At 70.0% G+C, this 23,914-nt stretch carries 19 protein-coding genes and 1 pseudogene; 12 read left to right on the top strand and 8 right to left on the bottom strand.

From position 1 onward, the window contains the following. Positions 1-146: 146 nt before the first annotated feature. A complete protein-coding gene (gene ppgK, locus P3L51_RS20270) occupies positions 147-884 on the bottom strand; it encodes a polyphosphate--glucose phosphotransferase (protein WP_354606676.1) in 738 nt (245 codons plus the stop codon). A 34-nt stretch (positions 885-918) separates the two neighbouring features. Beyond that, positions 919-1,947 (bottom strand): 4-hydroxy-3-methylbut-2-enyl diphosphate reductase, encoded by a 1,029-nt coding sequence (locus P3L51_RS20275; RefSeq protein ID WP_354606677.1) that lies wholly within the window; start codon positions 1,945-1,947, stop codon positions 919-921. A gap of 187 nt (positions 1,948-2,134) precedes the next feature. Between P3L51_RS20275 and P3L51_RS20280 the strand changes: the two genes are divergently transcribed. The 4 genes from P3L51_RS20280 (at position 2,135) to P3L51_RS20295 (ending at position 5,917) form a co-directional block, all read left to right on the top strand. Continuing rightward, on the top strand, positions 2,135-3,511 hold the full coding sequence (locus tag P3L51_RS20280; protein WP_354606700.1) for an APC family permease: 1,377 nt from the start codon (positions 2,135-2,137) through the stop codon (positions 3,509-3,511). An 83-nt stretch (positions 3,512-3,594) separates the two neighbouring features. After that, complete coding sequence (gene xseA, locus P3L51_RS20285; RefSeq protein ID WP_354606678.1) at positions 3,595-4,803, top strand: exodeoxyribonuclease VII large subunit; 1,209 nt, start codon at positions 3,595-3,597, stop codon at positions 4,801-4,803. 86 nt (positions 4,804-4,889) lie between these two features. Next, on the top strand, positions 4,890-5,141 hold the full coding sequence (locus tag P3L51_RS20290) for an exodeoxyribonuclease VII small subunit (RefSeq protein ID WP_354606679.1): 252 nt from the start codon (positions 4,890-4,892) through the stop codon (positions 5,139-5,141). A 185-nt stretch (positions 5,142-5,326) separates the two neighbouring features. Further along, complete coding sequence (locus P3L51_RS20295; protein WP_354606680.1) at positions 5,327-5,917, top strand: malonic semialdehyde reductase; 591 nt, start codon at positions 5,327-5,329, stop codon at positions 5,915-5,917. 75 nt (positions 5,918-5,992) lie between these two features. Here the strand turns inward: P3L51_RS20295 and P3L51_RS20300 are convergent, their stop codons facing one another. Continuing rightward, the gene (locus P3L51_RS20300; protein ID WP_435594487.1) at positions 5,993-6,508 is read right to left on the bottom strand and encodes a DUF4245 domain-containing protein; all 516 of its coding nucleotides are present in this window, start codon (positions 6,506-6,508) and stop codon (positions 5,993-5,995) included. A 132-nt stretch (positions 6,509-6,640) separates the two neighbouring features. Between P3L51_RS20300 and glpX the strand changes: the two genes are divergently transcribed. After that, positions 6,641-7,672, top strand: coding sequence for a class II fructose-bisphosphatase (gene glpX / locus P3L51_RS20305; RefSeq protein WP_354606682.1), 1,032 nt, complete (start codon positions 6,641-6,643; stop codon positions 7,670-7,672). Positions 7,673-7,833: 161 nt separating this feature from the next. Here glpX and P3L51_RS20310 read toward each other — a convergent pair whose 3' ends face one another. Further along, a complete protein-coding gene (locus tag P3L51_RS20310) occupies positions 7,834-8,208 on the bottom strand; it encodes a WhiB family transcriptional regulator (protein ID WP_354606683.1) in 375 nt (124 codons plus the stop codon). Between the two features lie 439 nt (positions 8,209-8,647). Continuing rightward, on the bottom strand, positions 8,648-9,316 hold the full coding sequence (locus P3L51_RS20315) for a DUF1707 SHOCT-like domain-containing protein (protein WP_354606684.1): 669 nt from the start codon (positions 9,314-9,316) through the stop codon (positions 8,648-8,650). 183 nt (positions 9,317-9,499) lie between these two features. Here P3L51_RS20315 and P3L51_RS20320 point away from each other — a divergent pair, with 183 nt between their 5' ends. Beyond that, positions 9,500-11,182 carry a fumarate hydratase gene (locus tag P3L51_RS20320; RefSeq protein ID WP_354606685.1) on the top strand — a complete coding sequence of 561 codons (1,683 nt, stop codon included), beginning with the start codon at positions 9,500-9,502 and terminating at the stop codon, positions 11,180-11,182. Between the two features lie 58 nt (positions 11,183-11,240). Here P3L51_RS20320 and P3L51_RS20325 read toward each other — a convergent pair whose 3' ends face one another. After that, complete coding sequence (locus tag P3L51_RS20325) at positions 11,241-12,788, bottom strand: ricin-type beta-trefoil lectin domain protein (RefSeq protein ID WP_354606686.1); 1,548 nt, start codon at positions 12,786-12,788, stop codon at positions 11,241-11,243. A gap of 106 nt (positions 12,789-12,894) precedes the next feature. Here P3L51_RS20325 and P3L51_RS20330 point away from each other — a divergent pair, with 106 nt between their 5' ends. The 4 genes from P3L51_RS20330 to P3L51_RS20345 all read left to right on the top strand — a co-directional run bounded on the left by P3L51_RS20330 (position 12,895) and on the right by P3L51_RS20345 (position 19,243). Continuing rightward, positions 12,895-14,289 carry a class II fumarate hydratase gene (locus P3L51_RS20330; RefSeq protein WP_354606687.1) on the top strand — a complete coding sequence of 465 codons (1,395 nt, stop codon included), beginning with the start codon at positions 12,895-12,897 and terminating at the stop codon, positions 14,287-14,289. A gap of 105 nt (positions 14,290-14,394) precedes the next feature. Then, positions 14,395-15,069, top strand: a complete 675-nt coding sequence (gene fomD / locus P3L51_RS20335; protein WP_354606688.1) for a cytidylyl-2-hydroxypropylphosphonate hydrolase — start codon at positions 14,395-14,397, stop codon at positions 15,067-15,069. 488 nt (positions 15,070-15,557) lie between these two features. Continuing rightward, on the top strand, positions 15,558-17,495 hold the full coding sequence (locus P3L51_RS20340) for a SpoIIE family protein phosphatase (protein ID WP_354606689.1): 1,938 nt from the start codon (positions 15,558-15,560) through the stop codon (positions 17,493-17,495). A gap of 284 nt (positions 17,496-17,779) precedes the next feature. Further along, complete coding sequence (locus P3L51_RS20345) at positions 17,780-19,243, top strand: catalase (RefSeq protein WP_354606690.1); 1,464 nt, start codon at positions 17,780-17,782, stop codon at positions 19,241-19,243. A gap of 10 nt (positions 19,244-19,253) precedes the next feature. Here the strand turns inward: P3L51_RS20345 and P3L51_RS20350 are convergent, their stop codons facing one another. Further along, positions 19,254-21,563, bottom strand: a complete 2,310-nt coding sequence (locus tag P3L51_RS20350; RefSeq protein ID WP_354606691.1) for a transglycosylase domain-containing protein — start codon at positions 21,561-21,563, stop codon at positions 19,254-19,256. Positions 21,564-21,837: 274 nt separating this feature from the next. Between P3L51_RS20350 and P3L51_RS20355 the strand changes: the two genes are divergently transcribed. Together P3L51_RS20355 and P3L51_RS20360 are read left to right on the top strand one after the other, a co-directional pair. Beyond that, complete coding sequence (locus P3L51_RS20355; protein ID WP_354606692.1) at positions 21,838-22,773, top strand: SPFH domain-containing protein; 936 nt, start codon at positions 21,838-21,840, stop codon at positions 22,771-22,773. Further along, the gene (locus P3L51_RS20360; RefSeq protein WP_354606693.1) at positions 22,770-23,066 is read left to right on the top strand and encodes a type II toxin-antitoxin system antitoxin; all 297 of its coding nucleotides are present in this window, start codon (positions 22,770-22,772) and stop codon (positions 23,064-23,066) included. Before P3L51_RS20355 ends, P3L51_RS20360 begins: the two co-directional genes overlap by 4 nt. A gap of 156 nt (positions 23,067-23,222) precedes the next feature. Here P3L51_RS20360 and P3L51_RS20365 read toward each other — a convergent pair. Continuing rightward, positions 23,223-23,722 (bottom strand): annotated as a pseudogene (locus P3L51_RS20365) (hypothetical protein); the annotation flags it as partial. Positions 23,723-23,914 lie beyond the last annotated feature (192 nt).

Here is a 23,914-nt window from a genome sequence, read left to right on the forward strand (position 1 = left end):
TGTATAAGAGACAGCCCGGGAGCCGGGGCGAAAGCGGGGGCCAAGGCCGGCGGGGCGGTCGCCCGCCGCGGTTGACGCTGAAACAGACGAGCGCCGGACAGCGTGGCTGTCCGGCGCTCGCATCGGTCTCAGCGTTCGGCTCGGTCTCAGCGCTCGGCGGCCATCATCGCGGCGCCCACGATGCCCGCGTTGTTCTGAAGTTCCGCGGGCACGATCTCCGCCTTGATGCCCTCGATGAGCGGGATGAACTTGTCCGCCTTGCGGCTGACCCCGCCGCCGATGATGAACAGCTCCGGCGAGAACAGCATCTCCAGGTGCGCCAGATACTTCTGCACCCGGTGCGCCCAGTGGTGCCAGCTCAGGTCGTGGTCCTCCTTGGCCTTGGTCGACGCGTGCTTCTCCGCGTCGTGGCCGTTCAGCTCCAGGTGACCGAGCTCGGTGTTCGGCACGAGCCTGCCGTCGATGAAGAGAGCGCTGCCGATCCCCGTACCGAAGGTCAGCAGGAAGACGGTGCCCTGACGGCCCTTGCCCGCCCCGAAGGTCATCTCGGCCACGCCCGCGGCGTCCCCGTCGTTGAGGATCGTGACAGGCAGATTCAGCCGGTCGCCGAGCAGCTTGCCGGCGTCCAGGTCGATCCAGCCCTTGTCGACATTGGCGGCCGTGCGGACCACCGAACCCGTGACGACCCCGGGAAAAGTGATCCCCACGGGGCCGGACCAGCTGAAGTGCTCGACGACTTCCGCGACGCAGCCGACCACCTCGTCAGGCGTGGCCGGCTGCGGGGTCAGCACTTTGTGACGCGGCTCTGCCAGCTCGCCGCGCTCCAGGTCCACGGGCGCGCCCTTGATGCCAGAGCCGCCGATGTCCACTCCGAAGACGTTCATGGACGCAACGTTACGGGGAGATGACCACGCTGAACTACTTCTCGGACAGGCTCGCGGCCTCCGCGCGCAGGTCACGGCGGAGTTCCTTCGGAAGCGAGAAGACGATCGACTCCTCGGCCGCCTTGACGATTTCGACGTCCTCGAAGCCGTGCCCCGAGAGCCATTCCAGGACACCTTCGACCAGGATCTCGGGGACGGACGCGCCGGAGGTGACACCGACCGTGGTGACGCCCGCGAGCCAGACTTCGTCGATCTCGTCGGCGGAGTCCACGAGGTGGGCGTCGCGGGAGCCCGCGCCGAGGGCGACCTCGACCAGACGTACGGAGTTGGACGAGTTCTTCGACCCGACGACGATGACCAGGTCCGCGTCGGCGCCCATCTGCTTGACGGCGATCTGCCGGTTCTGTGTGGCGTAGCAGATGTCGTCGCTCGGCGGCGCGATGAGCAGCGGGAACTTCTCCTTGAGCTTGTCGACCGTCTCCATCGTCTCGTCCACGGAGAGGGTGGTCTGGGAGAGCCAGACGACCTTGGACTCGTCGCGCACCTCGACGTTGGCGACATCGTCGGGTCCGTCGACCAGCGTGATGTGGTCGGGGGCCTCGCCGGAGGTGCCGATGACCTCCTCGTGACCGTCGTGGCCGATCAGCAGGATGTCGTAGTCCTCGCCGGCGAAGCGAACGGCCTCCTTGTGGACCTTGGTGACCAGCGGGCAGGTCGCGTCGATGGTCGCGAGCTTGCGGTCGGCGGCCTCGTCGTGGACGACCGGGGCCACGCCGTGCGCGGAGAACATGACGATCGATCCCTCGGGGACCTCCGCCGTCTCCTCGACGAAAATCGCGCCCTTCTTCTGAAGGGTCTGCACGACGTACTTGTTGTGGACGATTTCGTGGCGGACGTAGATCGGCGCCCCGTACTGCTCCAGGGCCTTCTCCACGGCGATCACGGCACGGTCGACACCCGCGCAGTAACCACGGGGCGCGGCGAGCAGGACGCGTTTGCCGGCGCGGCGCGTGGCGTCTCCACTCGGCGTGGCGGCGGGCGTCGGGCTGGGCGTAGCAGTCATGCTCACCATCGTAAGGCCGCCCAGAAGAGGCGGAAGATCACCTGTCGGGCCGAGACTGGGCCCATGTGATCGACGGAGGGACGCGATGGCCGACAGCGGCGCGGGCGATGCGGACGGTACGGGCGGCACGGACCCGCGTACGGGTGACGGCGGTGACGGCGGCTTCGGTAGGAAGCCGGGTCCGGAGATGGGTTCGGACGGGGGTTCGGACGGGGACGGCGGGAGCGGCGCCGTCGGCGAGCTGCGGCGGACTCTCGGGTTTCGCGATCTCGTCGTCTACGGACTCCTCTTCATCGCACCCATGGCGCCCGTCGGCGTGTACGGCACGCTCGACGCCAAGTCGCACGGGGCCGTGGCGCTGGTCTACGTCTTCGCGACCGTCGCCATGGCGTTCACGGCCTTCAGTTACGCGCAGATGATCCGGGTCGCACCACAGGCCGGTTCGGTCTTCGCGTACGCGCGCAAGGGCCTCGGTGAGGGGCCGGGGTTCATCGCCGGGTGGATGGCGATGCTCGACTACCTGCTGATCCCGGCCGTCGCGTATCTCTTCGCCGGCATCGCGATGGAGGCGCTGGTTCCCTCCGTCGACCGGTGGATCTGGACCGGGATCGCCGTCGTGATCACCACGCTGCTCAATCTCTGGGGTGTACGGGCCGCCGCGCGTGTCGGCTTCTTCGTACTCGCGATGGAGATCGTGGTGCTGATGGTGTTCGTGGTGTCGGCGGTCGTGGTGCTCGTACGGGACGGGGCGACGCGCGGCTGGTTGTCACCGTTCACCGGCGACCTGAGCTTCTCCTTGACCGCGGTGCTGAGCGCGGTGTCGGTCGCCGTGCTGTCGTATCTGGGCTTCGACGCGATCGCCTCGTTCGCCGAGGAGGTGACGGGCGGCTCGCGGAAGGTGGCGCGGGCCGTCCTCCTCTGTCTGGGGCTCGCCGGTGTCCTGTTCGTGGCGCAGACGTATCTCGTCGCGCTCCTCGAACCGCTCAGCTCGGCGGAGCTGGCGGCCGACCCGGTCAAGCAGGGGTCGGCCTTCTACGACGCCGTGGACGCCTCCGTAGGAACGTGGCTGCACGACCTGGTCGCGGTGAGCAAGGCGATCGGCGCCGCGTTCGCCGCGCTGGCGGGGCAGGCGGCCGCCGGTCGGCTGCTCTTCGCGATGGGCCGTGAGCGGCGGCTGCCGCGGCTGCTGTCCCGTACGGACGGGGGGACGCCGCGCGTGGCGCTGCTGCTCGCGGCGGTGGTGACCCTGGTCGCCGCCGTGTGGGCGGCCAGGCGCGACGACGGGCTCGACCATCTGGTGTCGGTGGTCGACATCGGGGCGCTGACGGCGTTCATCCTGCTGCACGCGTCGGTGGTCGGGTGGTTCGCGGTGCGCCGCATGGAAGGTCCGCCACGGATCATGGCGCATGTGGTGCTGCCGGTCGTCGGCGCCGCCGTGCTGGTCGCGGTGATCGTGGAGGCGTCGGACACGGCGCAGGTGGTGGGCGCGATCTGGCTGGCGGTGGGGCTGGTGGTGCTCGCGATCCAGTCGCGTCGGCGCGCGATGACGCCGAAGGCTCCGTAGGTCCACCCGTTCCCCGGGTTCCATGTGTTCCACCGGCTCCGGCGTGGGCCGCGTTGTCGGAGGCGGCCGATACGCTCGACCGTATGGCTCTCAACACGTCCGCGGAGACCCCGCTGCCCGTCGGCGAGGTGTCGCGCCTCATCGGCGGCTGGATCGACCGGCTCGGCGCCATCTGGGTCGAGGGACAGATCACGCAGCTGTCGCGCAGGCCCGGTGCCGGGGTCGTGTTCCTGACGCTGCGCGACCCGTCGTACGACATCTCCGTGAGCGTCACCTGTTACCGGCAGGTCTTCGACGCGATCGCCGACGTCGTGTCCGAGGGCGCGCGGGTGGTGGTGCACGCGAAGCCGGAGTGGTACGCGCCGAGGGGGCAGCTGTCGCTGCGGGCCACCGAGATAAAGCCGGTCGGCATCGGCGAACTGCTCGTCAGACTGGAGCAGTTGAAGAAGTCCCTGGGCGCCGAGGGGCTGTTCGCCGCCGATCGCAAGCGGCCACTGCCCTTTCTGCCGCAGCTGATCGGGCTCGTCTGCGGGCGGGCGTCGGCGGCCGAGCGGGATGTCCTGGAGAACGCGCGGCGGCGCTGGCCCGCCGTCCGCTTCGAGGTGCGCAACACCGCCGTACAGGGGGTCAACGCGGTGAGCCAGGTCGTCCAGGCGGTCAAGGAGCTGGACGACCTGCCCGAGGTCGACGTGATCGTCGTGGCGCGCGGCGGAGGCAGCGTGGAGGATCTGCTGCCGTTCTCGGACGAGCAGTTGGTACGGGCGGTGGCCGCCTGCCGTACGCCCGTCGTCTCGGCGATCGGCCATGAGCCCGACTCCCCGCTGCTGGACCTGGTCGCCGACGTACGGGCGTCGACGCCCACCGACGCGGCGAAGAAGATCGTCCCGGACGTGGGCGAGGAGCTGGACCGGGTGCAGGCGCTGCGGGACCGGGCTCTGCGGACGGTGCGGGGCTTGCTCGACCGCGAGGAGCGCGGGCTCGCCCACGCGCTGGCCCGGCCGGTGATGGAGCGGCCCCACCGGATGGTCGACGAGCGTGAGAGCGAGATCGACGCGCTGGTCGACCGCAGTCGGCGGGTGCTGCGGCATCTGCTGGACCGCGCGGACTCGGAGCTGTCGCACACCCGGGCGCGGGTGGTCTCGCTGTCGCCGGCGGCGACGCTGGAGCGGGGATACGCCGTGCTTCAGCGCCCTGACGGGGTGGTCGTCCGCTCCGCGGCGGAGGTCTCGGCGGAGCAGGAGCTGCGGGCCAGGGTGGCGGAGGGCGAGTTCACGGTGCGGGTCACCGAATGAGCGGCGGGCACGGGGGTCCGGCCCGTACGGGCGCACGCGTTTCCTCACATATTTCGTTGTCGTAGACCGCACAGAGGGTGGATCACATGGCCAAGACGGACAGCGGGACAGCAACGGCCGCCGGCGCGGACGCGCCCGGCTACGAGCAGGCACGGGACGAGCTGATCGATGTCGTACGGCGCCTGGAGACCGGTGGTACGACGCTGGAGGAGTCGCTGGCCCTCTGGGAGCGGGGCGAGGAGCTGGCCAAGGTCTGCCGCCGCTGGCTGGACGGCGCGCGCGCCCGCCTGGACGCCTCACTGGCCGACCCGGCGCCGGACGCCGCCCCGGACGCCTGAGGTCCGGGGTCCGGCGCCCCGGACCTGAGCAATCGGGCGCCCCTTATGAACCCAGTGTCAACACTGTGTGAAGCGAGTCACGACAGCCCCGACTTTAGTTGAAAGTTAATACATCGAGGCGTACGTTGGCGACGTTGCTTGATCGATCATTTGGTCGGTCAGTCCGTCCCGGAAGGTACGCCCCCATGTCTTTCGTCCTTGACCCCGCCGCCCAGGACCTCCTCTTCCGCGAGGCCCGTACGGCCAACACGTTCACCGACGAGCCGGTGACCGAAGAGCAGATTCAGGCGATCTACGACCTGGTGAAGTTCGGCCCCACCGCCTTCAACCAGACGCCACTGCGCGTCGTCCTGGTCCGCTCCGCCGAGGCCCGCGAGCGCCTCGTCCAGCACATGAGCGACGGGAACAAGCCCAAGACGTCCACCGCGCCACTGGTCGCGATCTTCGCCGCGGACAACGAGTTCCACGAGGAACTCCCCCACCTCTTCCCGGTGTTCCCCGCCGCCAAGGACGCGTTCTTCTCCGAGCGCCCGGTACGCGAGCAGAACGCCGGAATGAACGCCGCGCTCCAGGCCGCGTACTTCATCGTCGGCATCCGTGCCGCCGGTCTCGCCGCGGGCCCGATGACCGGCTTCGACCACGCCGGGGTCCAGAAGGAGTTCCTGGACGGCGACCACACGCCCCTGATGGTCGTGAACATCGGCAGGCCCGGCGACGACGCCTGGCGCCCGCGCTCCCCGCGCCTGTCCTACGACGAGGTCATCACCACCGTCTGAGCCACGGAGAACGGCACACACGACGATGCCGCCGCCCCGGAAAGGGGCGGCGGCCTCATCGCACTCCCGCGCCGGTCAGGACTCGCCGGACTCCAGCGCCTGCGCCATCTCGACGAGCCGCTCGTAGGGCGCCGTACCCGTCACGACCGTCGTCGCCCCGTCGGCGGTGCGCACCAGGGCGTCGTACTTCGGCCCTTCCCAGCGCTGCCACGCCTCGCCGGCCACCCGCGCGCTCTTCCCGGTGTCCTTCGCGTCGTGCGTGACCTTGGCGATGTACTCGCCCGCCGGGTCCGTCGACTGCTCCACGGCCACGTACTCACGGTCGGGATCAAGGAAACCGAGATGCCAGGAGTTACCGTCCTGGCGCGCGTACGACACCGACGTCGGCTTCCATGTCTCCGGAAGGCCCTCGGGCGCCATCACCGGATACGGCGCGGCGCGCTGCGCCGTCGTCAACTCGACCCGGTAGTCCACCGCCTTGAGCGGATCCGCGTCCTCGTCGTGCGGGTTGGCGATGTAGATCACCCCGGCGACGGCGACGATGACCCCCATCGACAGGAACATGTCCCGCACTGTCTCTTTGCTTCGCATACCTGCCACACCTCCATGGTCGCATCAAGGGTTCACGCTCATACGTGGGCCCCTCTGCTCATTTTGTCGACGTACCGATAGAGTCGCATCACCCTCATTTCCGGCCGTCGCCGTGCAGAAAGGTGCGTTCCGATGACCGAGCATCAACTCCCGTCCCCGCTGGAGGTCTCTCCCGAGGCCCCCGACCGCAACCTCGCCCTTGAGCTGGTACGAGTCACCGAGGCCGCCGCCATGGCGGCCGGCCGCTGGGTCGGACGCGGCGACAAGATCGGCGCGGACGGCGCGGCCGTGAACGCCATGCGCACGCTGGTCTCGACCGTCTCGATGAACGGCATCGTCGTCATCGGCGAGGGCGAGAAGGACGAAGCCCCGATGCTGTTCAACGGCGAGCGGGTAGGCGACGGCACCGGCGCCGAGGTCGACATCGCCGTGGATCCGATCGACGGCACCACGCTCAACGCCAAGGGGATGCCCAACGCCATCGCCGTGCTCGCGGCGGCCGACCGCGGCACCATGTTCGACCCGTCGGCGGTCTTCTACATGGACAAACTGGTGACCGGGCCCGAGGCCGCCGACTTCGTCGACATCAACGCCCCCGTCTCGGTCAACATCCGCCGCGTGGCCAAGGCCAAGCGCTCGTCCCCCGAGGACGTCACGGTGGTAATCCTCGACCGCCCCCGCCACGACGGCATCGTCAAGGAGATCCGCGAGACGGGCGCGCGGATCAAGTTCATCTCGGACGGCGACGTGGCCGGCTCGATCATGGCCGTGCGCGAGGGCACCGGCGTCGACCTGCTGATGGGCATCGGCGGCACCCCCGAGGGCATCATCTCGGCGTGCGCGATCAAGTGCCTCGGCGGCACCATCCAGGGCAAGCTCTGGCCGAAGGACGCCGCCGAGCGGCAGCGGGCGCTCGACGCCGGGCACGACCTGGACCGTGTGCTGTCGACGAACGATCTCGTCAGCGGCGACAACGTGTTCTTCGTCGCGACGGGCATCACGGACGGCGAGTTGCTGCGCGGCGTGCGGTACCGCTCGGAGACCGCGACCACCCAGTCGATGGTGACGCGCTCCAAGTCCGGCACGATCCGGCAGATCGACTCGACGCACCGGCTGTCGAAGCTGCGCGCGTACAGCACGATCGACTTCGACCGCGCGAAGTAGCGGCGCGCGGCGGGCACGCGTCTGTCGCGGAAGGCACGCGGCGGGCATACGTCCCCGCGGGCGGCACGCGTCGGCCGCGGCGGGCGGTACGCGTGAAACCGGGGCGCTCCTCATGTGCGGCGGGGGCGCCCCGGTCACAACCGGTCGAGTGGGACGGGCGGTCAGCCCGCCGCGGCGATCCGGCCCGTGGCCGACGCCGAATTCCGCAGCTCCACCTCACGTCGCCGGCGGCGCGCCAGGACCACACGGCGCTCGGCGGCGGTCAGGCCGCCCCACACGCCGTACGGCTCGGGCTGAAGCAGCGCGTGTTCCCGGCAGTCGACCAGCACCGGGCAGCGGGCGCAGACCCGCTTGGCGGCCTCCTCACGCGCCAGCCTCGCGGCCGTCGGCTCCTTGGACGGGGCGAAGAACAACCCGGCTTCGTCCCGGCGGCACACCGCCTCTGAATGCCAGGGTCCGGCCTGATCCTCCCGAGCGGGACTCCGCTGGGTCGGTACGGCGGCGACCTGCAGGGGCTGATGCGGCAATGACAGCACGGTCCACTCCTGACGACGGCTTCGCGAGCGAGAGGCGATGCAGCAGTCCCTACCCGCTGTGCGCACGCCTAAGCACTGAGTGGCACTGAGATACGACCCGCGGAACGCCGTGCGGAGGCCGTACGGCCTCTCGGACGCCCGACCCGGATCGGGACCAGGGCCTGTCTTCGAAGTGGCGCCGTCCGCCCGCGGGGCGGGGGCCGCGGCGGCGGGTGCGGCGCGTCGCGGGGCGGAGGATCGGCGTTGTCGACGGCCCGGGTGTACTCGGCCGACTCCGACAACACCGCGAGGTGCCGAGCCGGGCGTCGCGGGCCGGGCGGGACTTCGGGGACAGGACCTGGGCCGCCCCGGCCTCACCTCGGGCTGCCGCCCAACTCGCCGCCCCCGCGCCCCAATCGGAACCCGAACCGGAACGGATCGACCGCGCGGAGGCCGGGGTTCAGTGGCCCAGGTGCTTGCGCAGCCGCCTGTTGAGGTCGGCGATGAACTTGCCGCGCTTCGGCCTGGCCTCGATGCTGGCGAAGACCGAGTAGCCGTTGACGACCACGACCGGGGCATCCGCCTGCGCGCCCTCCAACGTGCTGACCTCGAAGTTGCCGAAGATGCCGGTGCCGCCGCCGCGCAGGGAGATGTTCTCCGGGACCCGTACCTCGATGGAGCCGAAGATGGCGGTCGCGTTGATCACGGTCGTCCGCTGGCCGAAGATCGCCTCGGTCAGGTCGATCTCGATGTTGCCGAAGAGGGCGAAGGCGTTCGTACGGCGGTCCACGCGCCAACGGCCCTTGCGGGTGGAGCTGCTGAAGATCGCGATGACCGTCTCGGCGGGCTCGGTCTCGTCGTCCGGGCCGTACAGGTGCGCCGACGAGGCCGGATGTCCGCCGGGGGGCGTCGCCGGCAAGTCCTTGACCAGCGGCTCCAGTTCACCCATGGTCTTGGCGCGGTAGACGGCATCGATCCGCTCGGAGTGCTCCTCGGCATCCAGGCGACCGAGCGCGAGGGCTTCCCTGAGGATGTCGGCGATCCGGTCCCGATCGGCGTCGGAGGCCCGGATACCGGCGTGGGGCTCCGCCGGCGCGACCGGCTTCTGGGGGTGCTTTTCGAGGTCCACCGCACCAGAGTAGCGAAACGCGATAGATCGCGACTAGGGGGACGCGGCCGGGCTTCGCCGGGGATGACGGCGGAATGTTCGCCTCCTACTGAGTCCCACCTCACCCGGACCATCCCCGCGCCACGTCTTACGCTGAGAGGCGCGCTGCCCGATGAAGGTCAGCCGCCGTCTGTCGAGTGAGGAATGGCCGAAATGCCAGAGTTTGCATACTCCGATCTACTCCCCCTGGGAGAGGACACCACGCCCTACCGCCTGGTGACCGCCGACGGCGTCTCCACCTTCGAGGCCGACGGCCGTACGTTCCTCAAGGTCGCCCCCGAGGCGCTGCGCACGCTGGCCGCCGAGGCGATGCACGACATCTCGCACTATCTGCGTCCGGCCCACCTCGCCCAGCTGCGCAGGATCATCGACGACCCGGACGCGTCGTCCAACGACAAGTTCGTGGCGCTCGACCTCCTCAAGAACGCCAACATCGCCGCCGCCGGCGTGCTCCCCATGTGCCAGGACACCGGCACGGCGATCGTGATGGGCAAGCGCGGACAGCACGTCCTTACGGAGGGCGGCGACGAGGCGGCCCTGTCGCACGGCATCTACGACGCGTACACCAAGCTCAACCTGCGCTACTCGCAGATGGCCCCGCTGACCATGTGGGAGGAGAAGAACACCGGCTCGAACCTGCCCGCGCAGATCGAGCTGTACGCGACCGACGGCGGCGCGTACAAGTTCCTCTTCATGGCCAAGGGCGGCGGCTCGGCCAACAAGTCGTTCCTCTACCAGGAGACGAAGGCCGTCCTGAACGAGACCTCCATGATGAAGTTCCTGGAGGAGAAGATCCGTTCACTCGGTACGGCCGCCTGTCCCCCGTACCACCTGGCCATCGTCGTCGGCGGTACGTCCGCCGAGTTCGCGCTCAAGACCGCGAAGTACGCCTCCGCGCACTATCTCGACGAGCTGCCCGCCGAGGGCTCCCCCGCCGGCCACGGCTTCCGTGACAAGGAGCTGGAGGAGAAGGTCTTCGAGCTGACGCAGAAGATCGGCATCGGCGCGCAGTTCGGCGGCAAGTACTTCTGCCACGACGTGCGTGTCGTGCGGCTCCCCCGGCACGGCGCCTCGCTGCCGGTCGCCATCGCCGTGTCCTGCTCCGCGGACCGCCAGGCGGTCGCGAAGATCACCGCCGAGGGGGTCTTCCTGGAGCAGTTGGAGACCGACCCGGCGCGCTTCCTGCCCGACACCACCGACGAGCATCTGGACCGGAGCGGCGAGAGCGACGCCGTACGGATCGACCTCGGCCGCCCCATGGACGACATCCTGGCCGAGCTGACCAGGCACCCCGTCAAGACCCGGCTCTCACTGACCGGAACGCTGGTCGTGGCGCGTGACATCGCGCACGCCAAGATCAAGGAGCGGCTGGACGCTGGTGAGGAGATGCCGCAGTACCTGAAGGACCACCCCGTGTACTACGCCGGGCCCGCCAAGACGCCCGAGGGCTACGCGTCCGGGTCGTTCGGCCCGACGACGGCGGGGCGGATGGACAGCTATGTGGAGCAGTTCCAGGCGGCGGGCGGCTCGAAGGTCATGCTCGCCAAGGGCAACCGCTCGAAGCAGGTGACCGACGCCTGCGGCTCGCACGGCGGCTTCTACCTCGGTTCGATCGGCGGCCCGGCGGCGCGGCTCGCGCAGGACTGCATCCGCAAGGTCGAGGTCCTGGAGTACGAGGAGCTGGGCATGGAGGCGGTCTGGAAGATCGAGGTCGAGGACTTCCCCGCGTTCATCGTCGTGGACGACAAGGGCAACGACTTCTTCACCGAGCCCGCGCCGGCGCCGACGTTCACCAGCATCCCGGTGCGGGGTCCCGGCCTGGCGTAAGCGGCGGAAGCCCCCGACGGGCCGTTGAGGTCCGCCGGGGGCTTCGTCATGCTCGGGATCAGACGAACCGCTGGTTCGCCGACCCGTCGCAGTTCTGGAGCCGCAGCGGGTCCTGTGCCGACGCCAGCGTCAGGCAGAGCGTGCCCGCCGACGCCGGGCGGACGGTGCCCGCCTCGCGTACGAACTTCTGGTTCGCGCCCCCGTGACAGTCCCAGAGGGTGAGCGCCGCGCCCGCGCGGTAGGTGCCGGACGGCACGTCGAGGCACCGGTCGTGGCTCAGCTCGCTGTGCAGCGACCGCGCGCCGGCGCCCGCGCCGGTGTCGTACCACCAGCCCTGGTTACGGCCGTCGTGGCAGCCGTATCCGGTGACTTTGGAGCCGTTGCGGGTCTTCGACGCGCTCACGTCGACGCACGTGCCTGTCCCCTCGTTCTTCAATGGCTGAAAAACGTCGTCCCAGCTGCCCGCCTGGAGGACGGGCCGCCCCGTGCTCGCGGGGTCGGCGCAACTCGCCTCACCGAGCCCGGAGTCGTAGAGCTGGGTCAGGCACGAGGCGAACGCGACATGTCCGGCGGCGTTGGGGTGGAAGGACTGCCGGAGCGAGTTCTCGCTCGGCGGGAAGGCGCCGAGGTCGATGAAGAGCCCCCGCGCCCAGTCGTCGTCCGTGCACACCTCATGGCCGTGGAAGAGCCGCGAGTTGTCCAGGTACACCGCGCCCGAGTTCGCCGCGGCCTTCCGTACGCCGCTCTGGAAGGCGGGGACGGCGCCGTTACGGGCCCAGGCGGCGTCCTCGTCGTAACCGGTGCAGCCACCGGGGATCTTGCCCGGGAAGTTCGGGTTGTCGCCGTAGTCGGGGGTGAGCGGACCCGGGTAGCCCATCACCACGAGCTTGTAGTCGCCGTCGGCGTACCCCGCGCCGCGCATGACGCCCCGCAGGTCGCTCACGGTCGACTCGATCTTGGGTACGAGTCCGTCGACCCGCGCCTGCCAGCCGGACTGGTACTTGTTGACGCACGGCCCCTGAAGGGTGAACCAGCGCAGCACGCAGTCGGTGATCACCGGACCGAACTGGAGATCGTCGTTCGCGCCCGCCACCAGCACCACCATCTTGATCCTGGTGTTGCGCGCCTTGATGGCAAGACTGTCGCTCTGGACGAGTTCGTCGGCGTACTGCGGCGTGCCGCCGACCCGCACGTTGACGGTCGAGGCGCCTGAGCAGGAGACGTTGTACGTGACGTCGGCGGCGATCCCGGTGCGGTGGACAGCCGCGTCGGGCGAACGGTGGCACCAGTTGTCGGGGCCGTTGGTGCCCGGCTCGTAGGTGCCGACGCCCTCGCCGGATATCTCGCTGTCGCCGAGCGAGATCAGCCCGCTCTTGCGCTGGTCGAGCGGGCGCTCCGCGGGGGCGCCGTACAGGCGGGTGGCCTCGGCCGCGCGGATCGCCTCCAGGGCGGGCGGCAGCGGGGTGGACGCGCGGACGGAGGCGGGCGCGCCGGTGGGGGCTGCCGCTTGGGCCGTGGGGGTAAGTGCGACGAGTCCGCCGACGACGGTCGCGAATGCGGCGAGCGTGGCGACGGCACTTCGGAACGTGGGTCTCGTACGTTGCATGGCCTCCCCGATCTCAGTGTTACCAAGGGTTTTTACTGGCGGGTAAGGGACTTGGGAACACTCCGAACCAGACAATTGCTCAACTTCTGTAGGAGGTACGACCACGATGACGAGTGACCCGAGCTACCGGACCGAGCACGACTCCATGGGCGAGATCCAGGTCCCCATCGACGCCAAGTGGCGCGCCCAGACCCAGCGGGCCGTCCAGAACTTCCCCATCTCGGGCCGGCCCATCGAACGCGCCCATATCGAGGCCCTGGCCCGTATCAAGGCCGCCGCCGCGACCGTCAACGCCGAACTGGGCGTGGTGGACCGGGACATCGCCGAGGCGGTACGGAGCGCGGCGACGGAGGTCGCCGAGGGGCGCTGGGACGAGCACTTCCCGGTGGACGTCTTCCAGACCGGCTCGGGCACCTCGTCCAACATGAACGCCAACGAGGTGATCGCGACGCTCGCCACCGAGCGCCTGGGCCGCGACGTGCACCCGAACGACCACGTCAACGCGTCGCAGAGCTCGAACGACGTATTTCCCTCCAGCATCCACATCGCGGCGACGGCCGCCGTCACGGCCGATCTGATCCCGGCGCTCGACCGTCTCGCCGCGTCGCTGGAGCGCAAGGCGGAGGAGTTCGCGGAGGTCGTGAAGTCGGGGCGTACGCATCTGATGGACGCCACGCCCGTCACGCTGGGCCAGGAGTTCGGCGGTTACGCCGCGGCCGTCCGGTACGGGATCGAGCGGCTGGAGTCGGCCCTCCCGCGCCTGGCCGAGCTGCCCCTGGGCGGTACGGCGGTGGGGACCGGCATCAACACCCCGCCCGGCTTCTCGGCCGCCGTCATCGCCGAGGTGGCCCGTACGACGGGGCTGCCGCTGACCGAGGCCAGGAACCACTTCGAGGCGCAGGGCGCGCGTGACGGGCTCGTGGAGACCTCGGGCCAGCTCCGTACGGTCGCCGTCTCGCTCACCAAGATCTCCAACGACCTGCGCTGGATGGCGTCGGGTCCGCGCACCGGGCTGGCCGAGATCAATCTGCCCGATCTCCAGCCGGGCTCGTCGATCATGCCGGGCAAGGTCAACCCGGTGATCCCGGAGGCCGTCCTGATGGTCGCCGCCCAGGTGACGGGCAACGACGCGACCGTCGCCACGGCGGGGGCGGCGGGGAACTTCGAGCTGAACGTGATGCTGCCGGTGATCGCGAGGAACCTGCTGGAGTCCGTACGGCTGCTCGCCAACGTCTCCCGGCTGCTGGCGGACCGTACCGTCGACGGCATCACGGCGAACGTGGAGCGCGCCCGCCGGTACGCGGAGTCGTCCCCCTCCGTCGTCACCCCGCTGAACAAGTACATCGGTTACGAGGAGGCGGCGAAGGTCGCCAAGAAGTCGCTCGCCGAGCGGCGCACGATCCGCGAGGTGGTGCTGGAGTCCGGCTATGTGGAGCGTGGCGATCTCACCCTGGAGCAGTTGGACGAGGCACTGGACGTCCTGCGGATGACGCGTCCGTGACGCCGTCCCGGCACTCACCGCCCCGGTGTTGATCGGGACCGACAAGATCGAGCCGTCCGGGCGCACCTCACAGCGCCTGCGGGGCCCCGGCTCTAAGATCTGCGCATGACAGGTGCGGGCGGCATTCGACACTGGGACCGGGGCGAGCGGATTCTCTGGCGCTACCGGGACAACGGCTCCGAACATGTGCACATCTGCCGCCCGGTGACCGTCGTCCAGGACACCGACGAACTGCTCGCCGTGTGGATGGCGCCCGGCACCGAGTGTGTGAAGCCGGTGCTCGCCGACGGCACGCCCGTGCACCACGAACCGCTCGCCACCCGGTACACGGCGCCGCGCACCACCGCCCGTGCCCACTGGGAGGGCACCGGCGTGCTGAAGCTGGCCAGGCCCGACGAGCCGTGGTCGGTCTGGCTGTTCTGGGACCAGGGCTGGGAGTTCCGCAGCTGGTACGTGAACCTGGAGGAGCCGCGGCTGCGCTGGGCGGGCGGCATCGACTCCGAGGACCACTTCCTCGACATCTCGGTGTACCCGGACCGCAGCTGGCTCTGGCGGGACGAGGACGAGTTCGCCGAGGCCCAGCGGGTCGGACTGCTCGACGCCGGTCAGGCGCTGCGCGTCCGGGAGGCCGGGAAGGCGGCGGTCGAGATGATCAAGGCGTGGGGCGCGCCGTTCTCCGACGGCTGGGAGGACTGGCGGCCCGATCCGCGGTGGCCGGTGCCCGAACTGCCGGCGGGCTGGGACCGGGCGCCCGAACCGGCAAAGGTCCGGACCAGATGAGTCAAAAGGGCAGGTGGTCCGATGTCCTTGGTGATCGCCGGGGCGGGTTCGCCGACGTCGTGAGACCCTTGATGCGCCCCTGGGGTTCAAACGTAGGATCGTCCTCCGCAAGACCGCGCCCGATCAACGCGCGGGCGGGGCAACGGAGCTGACCTAGAGTCATGTCGCTGGACCCGCGAGGGACCATCGAGCCGCACCACGTACGACGCACGCGAGAACGATTCGCACGACGAACGAGCCGCAGACAGCCGCAGGACAGCCGTACATCAGCCGTTGGACATTCGACGAGGGGGTGGAGCCGTGCAGGACGCCTGCCGCCCTGGTATCCGCGCTCTCGGGGCCCTTGAGGGGCGTTTCCGGCGCAAGGTCCCGATGTCCGGCTGCGAAGGTCCCTGCGGCCACAGACCCGGGACACCCTGGACGAGGGTGGCATCGCCAGTCGAATCGGTTGTCTCGCACCACCGGCCCGGACGGACGGAATCCCACGCGTGACGGAGCATCCCACCTCCCATGAAGGCCGGCAGCCCGTGGCTGCCCGGTCCCAGGAACGCACCCGGCCACGGCAGGAGGCGTCCGCCGCCGCCGTACCGCAGCCGCCGGTGCCCTCGGTACCCGCGCCCGCGTCCGCGAAGGCCACGGTGGACTCGGTACCCGCGCCCCCGCTGGACCCGGTGGGCGCCGCGCGGCGCGAGGGCGACCGGCTGCGCTTCGTGGGGGCCGCCACCCGTCGTATCGCGCGGGGCATCGACCTGGACGAGATCGTGCTCGGTCTCTGCCGGGCCACCGTCCCGACCTTCTCCGACGCGATACTCGTCTATCTGCGCGACCCGCTGCCCGTCGGCGACGAGCGCCCGATCTCACCCTTCGTACTGAGGTTGCGTCGTACGGACCGGCTGCGGCTCACCGACGAGGACGGCGAGGGCGCGGGCACGGCCGGTACGGGGCTCCAGCTGCCGGAGTCCGAGGCCGGCCGGGTGCCGGTCCTGGACCCGCAGACCGATGTGATGCCCGCCGCGCAGCTCTGCGAGGTGGCGTCCGGCGGTGCGCTCTCCGAGGTCCTGCGCGGTGTCCGCCCGGTCTTCGGCGACTCCGCCGCCGCCCGCGCGGCGCTGCCCGAACTGCTCGGCGCCGAGATGACCGTGCCCGGCGGCCGGCGCGCGATCCTGGCCCCACTGCGCGGCAGGCGGCGTGTCATCGGCGCCGCAGTCTTCCTGCGGAGGCCCGACCGCCCCGCGTTCGAGCCCAACGACCTGCTGGTGGCCGCGCAGCTCGCGACGCACACCGCGCTCGGCATCGACAAGGCGGTGCTGTACGGCCGCGAGGCGTACATCGCGGACGAGCTCCAGCGCACGATGCTCCCGGAGGGGCTGCCGCAGCCCACGGGCGTCCGGCTCGCCTCCCGCTATCTGCCGGCCGCCGAGACCGCCCGTGTCGGCGGTGACTGGTACGACGCGATCCCGCTGCCCGGCAGCCGCGTCGCCCTGGTCGTCGGTGACGTCATGGGCCACTCCATGACATCGGCGGCGATCATGGGCCAGCTGCGGACGACCGCGCAGACGCTCGCCGGTCTCGACCTGCCGCCGCAGGAGGTCCTGCACCACCTCGACGAGCAGGCGCAGCGGCTGGGCACCGACCGGATGGCCACCTGCCTGTACGCGGTGTACGACCCGGTCTCGCACCGCATCACCATCGCCAACGCCGGCCATCCGCCGCCCATACTGCTCCACCTGGGCGGCCGGGCCGAGGTGCTGCGGGTGCCGCCCGGCGCCCCGATCGGCGTCGGCGGGGTCGACTTCGAGGCCGTCGAGCTGGACGCGCCGGCCGGCGCGACGCTGCTCCTCTACACGGACGGCCTCGTGGAGTCCCGGCTGCGTGACGTCTGGACGGGGATCGAGCAGCTGCGGGAGCGCCTCGCCGCGACGGCGCAGCTCACCGGCCCCGACCACTCGCCTCCTTTGGAGGCGCTCTGCGACGACGTGCTGGACGTGCTCGGCCCCGGCGACCGTGACGACGACATCGCGCTGCTGGCCGCACGCTTCGACGGGATCGCGCCGAGCGACGTCGCCTACTGGTTCCTGGAGCCGGAGGACGCGGCGCCGGGACGGGCCAGACGGCTCGCCAGGCGCGCGCTCTCGCGCTGGGGCCTGGAGGAGCTGAGCGACTCCGTCGAGCTGCTGATCAGCGAGGTCGTGACCAACGCGGTCCGGTACGCGGAGCGGCCCGTCACGCTGCGGCTGCTGCGGACGGACGTCCTGCGCTGCGAGGTCGGCGACGACTCGCCGCAGTTGCCCCGCCAGCGCCGGGCACGCGACACGGACGAGGGCGGCCGGGGACTGTTCCTGGTCAACCGGCTGGCCAGGCGGTGGGGCGCCACGCGGCTGTCCACCGGCAAGGTCGTCTGGTTCGAGATCTCGACCCGCCCGTAGGCCGGGTCCGGGGCGCGTCCGGGCGGGTTCCGGGCGCGCCCCGGACGCGGTTTCGCACGGTTTCGCACATGGCTCGCAGGTGGCTCGCGCCCGGTTCGCACGCGGTTCGCACGCGGTTTCGGACCGTGTCCCGGGCTCGGTCGCGCACCCGGTCCGGGGCGCCGTACAAATGTTGCCGACAGTGTGTCGGCGGGTTTCACTGGGGCAGGCGGTCGAAACGACCGCTGTTCTCCCGTGGCGCCCGATTCCGGTCGCGGGAACCCCCTATCGCCGGGAGGCCGCTCGTGACCGAGTCGACGCCCAAGGCCCCGTACACGACCAACAACGCCGGCATCCCGGTGGAGAGCGACGAGAACTCGCTCTCCGTCGGTCCCGACGGTCCCCTCCTGCTCCAGGACCACTACCTCATCGAGAAGATGGCCCAGTTCAACCGGGAACGGGTCCCCGAGAGGGTGGTCCACGCCAAGGGCTCGGGGGCGTACGGCGTCTTCGAAGTGACCAACGACGTCAGCCAGTTCACCAAGGCCGATCTCTTCCAGCCGGGCAGGCGCACCGAGATGCTGGCCCGCTTCTCGACGGTCGCCGGTGAGTTCGGCTCTCCCGACACCTGGCGCGACCCGCGCGGTTTCGCCCTGAAGTTCTATACGGAGCAGGGCAATTACGACCTGGTGGGCAACAACACGCCGGTCTTCTTCGTACGCGACACGATCAAGTTCCAGGACTTCATCCGCTCGCAGAAGCGCCACCCGGCCACCGGGCTGCGCAGCAACGACATGCAGTGGGACTTCTGGACCCTGTCGCCCGAGTCCGCGCACCAGGTGACCTGGCTGATGGGTGACCGGGGCATCCCGAAGTCCTTCCGCCATATGAACGGCTACGGCTCGCACACCTATATGTGGGTGAACGGCGCCGGTGAGCGCTTCTGGGTGAAGTACCACTTCAAGACCGACCAGGGCATCGACCACCTCAGCCAGGCGGACGCCGACGAGATGGCGGGCACCGACGCGGACCACCACCGCCGGGACCTGTACGAGTCGATCGAGTCGGGGAACGCGCCGACCTGGAGCCTGAAGGTCCAGATCATGCCGTTCGACGAGGCGGCCGACTACCGTTTCAACCCGTTCGACCTGACGAAGGTGTGGCCGCACGGCGACTACCCGCTGATCGACGTGGGCCGGATGACACTCAACAGGAACCCGGACAACTTCTTCATCCATATCGAGCAGGCCGCCTTCGAGCCGTCGAACATGGTTCCGGGCATCGGTCCCTCGCCGGACAAGATGCTGCTCGGCCGGCTGTTCTCGTACCCGGACACGCACCGGTACCGGATCGGCCCGAACTACGCGCAGCTGCCGCCCAACCGGCCGCACTCGCCGGTGAACTCGTACGCCAAGGACGGCCCGATGCGGTACGTCGCGTCGAACGCGGCCGCCCCGTACGCCCCGAACTCCTACGGCGGCCCCGCCGCCGACACCGCGCGCTTCGGCGACCCGGCGGGCTGGGCGGCGGCGGGCGAGATGGTCCGCGAGGCGTACACGAAGCGGCGCGAGGACGACGACTGGGGCCAGCCGGGCACCCAGGTCCGCAACGTGCTCGACGACGCGCAGCGCGACCGGCTGGTGTCGAACGTCTCCGGTCATCTGCTCCAGGGCGTGAGCCGGCCGGTCCTCGACCGGGCGTTCCAGTACTGGCGCAACATCGACAAGAACATCGGCGACCGGATCGCCGCGAAGGTCAACGGCGGCTGAGCGCCCGCGCTCAGCCGGTGAAGCCAGGTGGCCGCAGGCCGCCGGCGCCGGTGTCGGCGCCGCCCGCGGAGCCCGTACCGCCGGTGTCGGTGCCTCCGTCGGTGCCGCCGTTGCCGCCGCCGGTGTCGGAGCCGCCGTTGTTCCCGCCGCCGTTGTTCGAGCCGCCGGAGTTGTCACCCGGCCCCGGCGGCGTGGTGGAGGGGTCGCCGGACGGTGTGGTGGGATCGGACGGCGTCGGGTCGGTCTGCGGATCGGACGGCTTCGGGTCCTCGGGCCGCGGCGTGCCGGGGTCCTTGGTCTCCGACGTCTCCGGGGAAGGCGTGGTCGGGGGCTTGGGCGGACGGTAGGTGTCCTTGGCGACATCGAGGTCGAACGAGGCGTCGGAGCCGCCGCCCAGCGCGCCGAGCGTGTAGTCGGCCCAGATCTTGGCGGGGAAGCCGCCACCGTTGGCGCGGCCGGAGTTGGCCGTGCCGGTGAGGGTGACCTGGCCGCCGCCCTCGGCGGTGGACTCGCCGAACAGGGCCACCACCGTGGTCAGTTCGGGCGTGTAGCCGGCGAACCACGCCGACTTGTTGTTCTCCGACGTACCGGTCTTGCCCGCCGCCTCGTACGCGTCGGTGTTCGCCTCGTGCGCCGAGCCGTTCTTGACGACGCCGGTGAGGGCCGAGGTGACGGTGTCGGCGGACTCCCGGCTGATCGCCTGGTCGCCGATCCGCTCGGGCAGGTCCACCGCGCCGTCCTTGTGCTGGGCGGACTTCAGGATCGACGGCGTGACCTTCTCGCCGTGGTTGTCGAGCGTCGCGTACACGCCCGCCATGTCCCAGGTGGAGGCCTGCATCGTGCCCAGCGTGATCGCGGGCCGCTCGGGGAAGTTCTTGTCCCGCATGCCGAGGTCGAGCGCGGTCTTCTTGACCTTGTCCGGGCCGACGTCGACGACCATCTGCGCGAAGACCGAGTTGACGGAGTCGTTGGCCGCCTCCTGGACGGTGATGTCGCCGTAGTCGACGTCGTCCACGTTCTGCGGTGAGAAGGGGGTGTCGCTGCCGACGACCGGCCGCTTGCTCGTGCCGTCGTAGACCGTCCTGAGCCCGATCTTGTCGCCGTCCTGCGTCTTCGAGTCGTTCTCCAGCGCCGAGGCGAACACGATGGGCTTGAAGGTCGACGCGGGCTGGTAGTCGGTGCGCGTGGCGTTGTTGATCCAGTGCTCGGTGGCGCCGACGCCGCCGTAGAGCGCGACCACCGCGCCGGTCTTCGGGTCCACGGAGGTGGCGCCCGCCTGCACGGTCGCGTCGATCTTGTTCTTCTTGCGGTCGAGCTTGGACTCCAGCTGCTTCTCGACCGAATCGACGAGTTCCTTCTGCCGCTTCTTGTCGACGCTGAGCGTGATCGTCCAACCGCCGGCGTCGATGTCCGCCTTGTCGACGCCCTGCCGCTCCAGCTCGCTGTTGGCGGCCTCGATGAGATACCCGGCCTGCCCCTCGGCGCCGGGGGCGGGCTTGGGCTTCTGCGGTACGGGGAACTTCAGCCCCTGGCGCTCGGCGCCGCCCAGCCAGTTCTCCTCGACCATGTTGTCGAGGACGTAGTTCCAGCGCTCCGTGACGAGCTTCCTGCTTTTCTCCGAGGCCTGGGCCCAGTCGTACTGGTTGGGGGCCTGGAGCAGCGCGGAGAGGTACGCGCCCTGGGCGAGGGTCAGCTTGGTCGCGTCGACGCCGTAGTACGCCTGGGCCGCCGCCTGGATACCGTACGCGCCCCGCCCGTAGTAACTGGTGTTGATGTATCCGGCGAGGATGTCGCTCTTGGTCATCCGCTGGTCGACCTTGAGCGAGATGACCAGTTCCTTGAGCTTGCGGGTGACCGTCTGGTCCTGGTTCAGGTAGTAGTTCTTCACGTACTGCTGGGTGATGGTCGAGCCACCCTGCTTGCCCTTGCCCGAGACGGTGTTCAGCAGGCCGCGGGTGGTGCCCTTGATGTCGACGCCCGAGTCCTTGTAGAAGGACTTGTTCTCGGCGGCGACGAAGGCCCGCTGGACGTTCTTGGGGACCTTCTCCAGGCCGACTATCTCCCGGTTGATCTCGCCGGTCCGCGCCAGGACCGTGCCGTCGCTGTACTTGTAGACGTTGCTCTGCATCTCGGCCTGCGCGTTGGCCGTCGGCACCGGGACCAGGAAATAGATCACGACGAACGCGCCCATGCCGAGCAGGCACAGCCCCAGGAACGTACCGAGCAGCTTCTTCAGCGTGAAAAAGCCACGTATGCCGCCGGTCCTCTTCGCCCGGCGCGCTCCACGCTGCCGGGCCTGTCGCGCTTCCGCTCGGCCCATCGCTCTGTCGCTCCGCTCTCGGGTTCTCGGGTCTCGCCTCGCCGGGCCTCGTCCACTTGTCTCAGTTGCCGCAGTTGCCGGAATCAGCTCAGAAAGCTAACACCGTCCCCTGTGACAAAGAGCCTCGATCCGGTCGTATCCGACGTGACAATCAGCACCTGTCTCAGAGGAACCGACTCACGAGAGGCGCGGAGGGTTGCGAAGCGCGTTAATGTGTAATCACAATGCTAGCTGCGCCGAACGGGTGCGGACGTAACTGAAACGGGGCCCAGTCATGCCTACGACCAGCACACCAGTGGTGGACGATCTGCCCGAGATGCCCGCGCCGCGGGTCCGGGAATTCCAAGCGACCAGCATCGGCGGCGGCCTCGCGCTGCTGCTCGGGCTGCTCGGTCTGGCCGGTGGGATCGTCCTGATCGTGACCGGCGCGGCCCTCTCGTCGACCGGCGCGAAGTCCGCGCTGATCGTGATCGGGATCCTGCTCGCGATCACCGCGTTCTTCGCGATGTGCGGGCTCAACATGGTGGCGCCCGGCGAGGCCCGCGTCGTCCAGCTGTTCGGGCGCTACCGCGGCACCATCCGCGTCGACGGCCTGCGCTGGGTGAATCCGCTGACCTCGCGCGCGAAGATCTCGACCCGCGTACGGAACCACGAGACCGCCGTCCTCAAGGTCAACGACGCCTACGGCAATCCGATCGAGCTGGCGGCGGTCGTCGTCTGGCGCGTCGAGGACACCGCGCAGGCGCTCTTCGAAGTGGACGACTTCCTGGAGTTCGTCTCCACCCAGACCGAGGCCGCCGTCCGGCACATCGCCATCGAGTACCCGTACGACGCCCACGAGGAGGACGGTCTCTCGCTGCGCGGCAATGCCGAGGAGATCACCGAGAAGCTCGCCGTCGAGCTGCACGCCCGGGTCGAGGCGGCCGGTGTGCACATCATCGAGTCCCGCTTCACCCACCTCGCGTACGCTCCGGAGATCGCCTCGGCGATGCTCCAGCGCCAGCAGGCCGGCGCGGTCGTGGCGGCGCGCCGCCTGATCGTGGACGGCGCCGTCGGGATGGTCGAGGCGGCCCTCACCCGGCTCCAGGAACAGGACATCGTCGAGCTGGACTCCGAGCGGAAAGCGGCGATGGTCAGCAACCTCCTGGTCGTGCTCTGCGGTGACCGGGCCGCACAGCCGGTCGTGAACACGGGCACGCTCTACCAGTGACGGAACGGAAGCAGGTTCTCCTGCGCCTGGATCCGGCGGTGTACGACGCCCTGGCCCGGTGGGCGTCCGACGAGCTGCGCAGCGCCAACGCGCAGATCGAGTTCCTGCTCCGCCGGGCCCTGGCGGAGGAGGGCCGGCTCCCGGGGAACGCGAAGCCGATCCCGCGCAGGGGCAGACCGCCGAAGCCCCCGAAGCCGCCGGAACAGCCCGGGGCCGCACCCGTGGACCGGCCGGGCCCGCACGACGCACATGACACCTCGGACGACGAACCCCGAGAAGACCACGATTCCTAGGGCCTCCGAGGAGCACGAAGGCTGCGGCGCGGGGGCTGCGAAGGGGCCGCCGGAACAGCCCAGCCGTGGGGGCACAGCTCGAAGCAGGCACGCACGCCGTTCCTGCCGTGCCCCCACAGGCGCTTCGAAGGAATCAGGTGTGCTTCCCGCGAGCACTCAGCCTTGCAGAGCGGCGAGCCGCTCGGCGGCCTCGCGCCGCTGCGGCTGGAGGGTATCCACGAGGACCCGGGAAACCTTGCCGGGGACATAGGTCCAGGCGCGAATCTCCGCCGCGACCTTGGTGAGCCGCTCGTCGTTCGGCGGGACATCGATGGAGAACAACGACTCGTCCGGCACGCGGTCGTCGCCGCCCCAGCGCACCATCCCAGCGCACCACCCCATCGCACTCCGCGAGGATGTCCCGGATCACCAGTTCCTCCATGGGACAGAAGCCGCCGACGGCACCGGAGGGGTACGAGCCGGGCCGGATCTGGACAAGCGGTACCGGAAGCCAGGTTGGACTCCGCCAGCCGCCGGCGTACGGAGCCCGGCGAGCGCCAGCCGACGACCTCGCCGTCACGGAGTGTGTCGATCCGGTAGTGGAAGCGGCTGATCACATGGATGAGGACCGTCTCGACGTCCGCCATGCGCATGGCAACACCGTCGAGAGGAACCCCCGCTCACCTTTTCGCGCCGGCCTGGGCAGCGGCACGCCCACGGGGGTAGCTGAAGTCGGAGGGTGTCACGCCCGAAGGTCTGACAGATCGGGTAGCAGCGCAGGCCGTTGACGCGGGAGACCGTGGGCGAGGTCGGAACGCCGACCGTTGACGGCCGCGCGCCCGCCTGGGCATGACCCACTGGCCGTCGCG

The organism is Streptomyces panacea (assembly GCF_040560175.1).
Classification (GTDB): domain Bacteria; phylum Actinomycetota; class Actinomycetes; order Streptomycetales; family Streptomycetaceae; genus Streptomyces; species Streptomyces panacea.

Coding starts and splice junctions, on each gene's coding strand:
- P3L51_RS20320 (WP_354606685.1), top strand. CDS start 9,500: ATGGCCGAAATGCCAGAGTTTGCATACTCCGATCTACTCCCCCTGGGA.
- glpX (WP_354606682.1), top strand. CDS start 6,641: ATGACCGAGCATCAACTCCCGTCCCCGCTGGAGGTCTCTCCCGAGGCC.
- P3L51_RS20300 (WP_435594487.1), bottom strand. CDS start 6,508: ATGCGAAGCAAAGAGACAGTGCGGGACATGTTCCTGTCGATGGGGGTC.
- P3L51_RS20355 (WP_354606692.1), top strand. CDS start 21,838: ATGCCTACGACCAGCACACCAGTGGTGGACGATCTGCCCGAGATGCCC.
- P3L51_RS20330 (WP_354606687.1), top strand. CDS start 12,895: ATGACGAGTGACCCGAGCTACCGGACCGAGCACGACTCCATGGGCGAG.
- fomD (WP_354606688.1), top strand. CDS start 14,395: ATGACAGGTGCGGGCGGCATTCGACACTGGGACCGGGGCGAGCGGATT.
- ppgK (WP_354606676.1), bottom strand. CDS start 884: ATGAACGTCTTCGGAGTGGACATCGGCGGCTCTGGCATCAAGGGCGCG.
- P3L51_RS20280 (WP_354606700.1), top strand. CDS start 2,135: ATGGGTTCGGACGGGGGTTCGGACGGGGACGGCGGGAGCGGCGCCGTC.
- P3L51_RS20350 (WP_354606691.1), bottom strand. CDS start 21,563: ATGGGCCGAGCGGAAGCGCGACAGGCCCGGCAGCGTGGAGCGCGCCGG.
- P3L51_RS20290 (WP_354606679.1), top strand. CDS start 4,890: ATGGCCAAGACGGACAGCGGGACAGCAACGGCCGCCGGCGCGGACGCG.
- P3L51_RS20295 (WP_354606680.1), top strand. CDS start 5,327: ATGTCTTTCGTCCTTGACCCCGCCGCCCAGGACCTCCTCTTCCGCGAG.
- xseA (WP_354606678.1), top strand. CDS start 3,595: ATGGCTCTCAACACGTCCGCGGAGACCCCGCTGCCCGTCGGCGAGGTG.
- P3L51_RS20275 (WP_354606677.1), bottom strand. CDS start 1,947: ATGACTGCTACGCCCAGCCCGACGCCCGCCGCCACGCCGAGTGGAGAC.
- P3L51_RS20325 (WP_354606686.1), bottom strand. CDS start 12,788: ATGCAACGTACGAGACCCACGTTCCGAAGTGCCGTCGCCACGCTCGCC.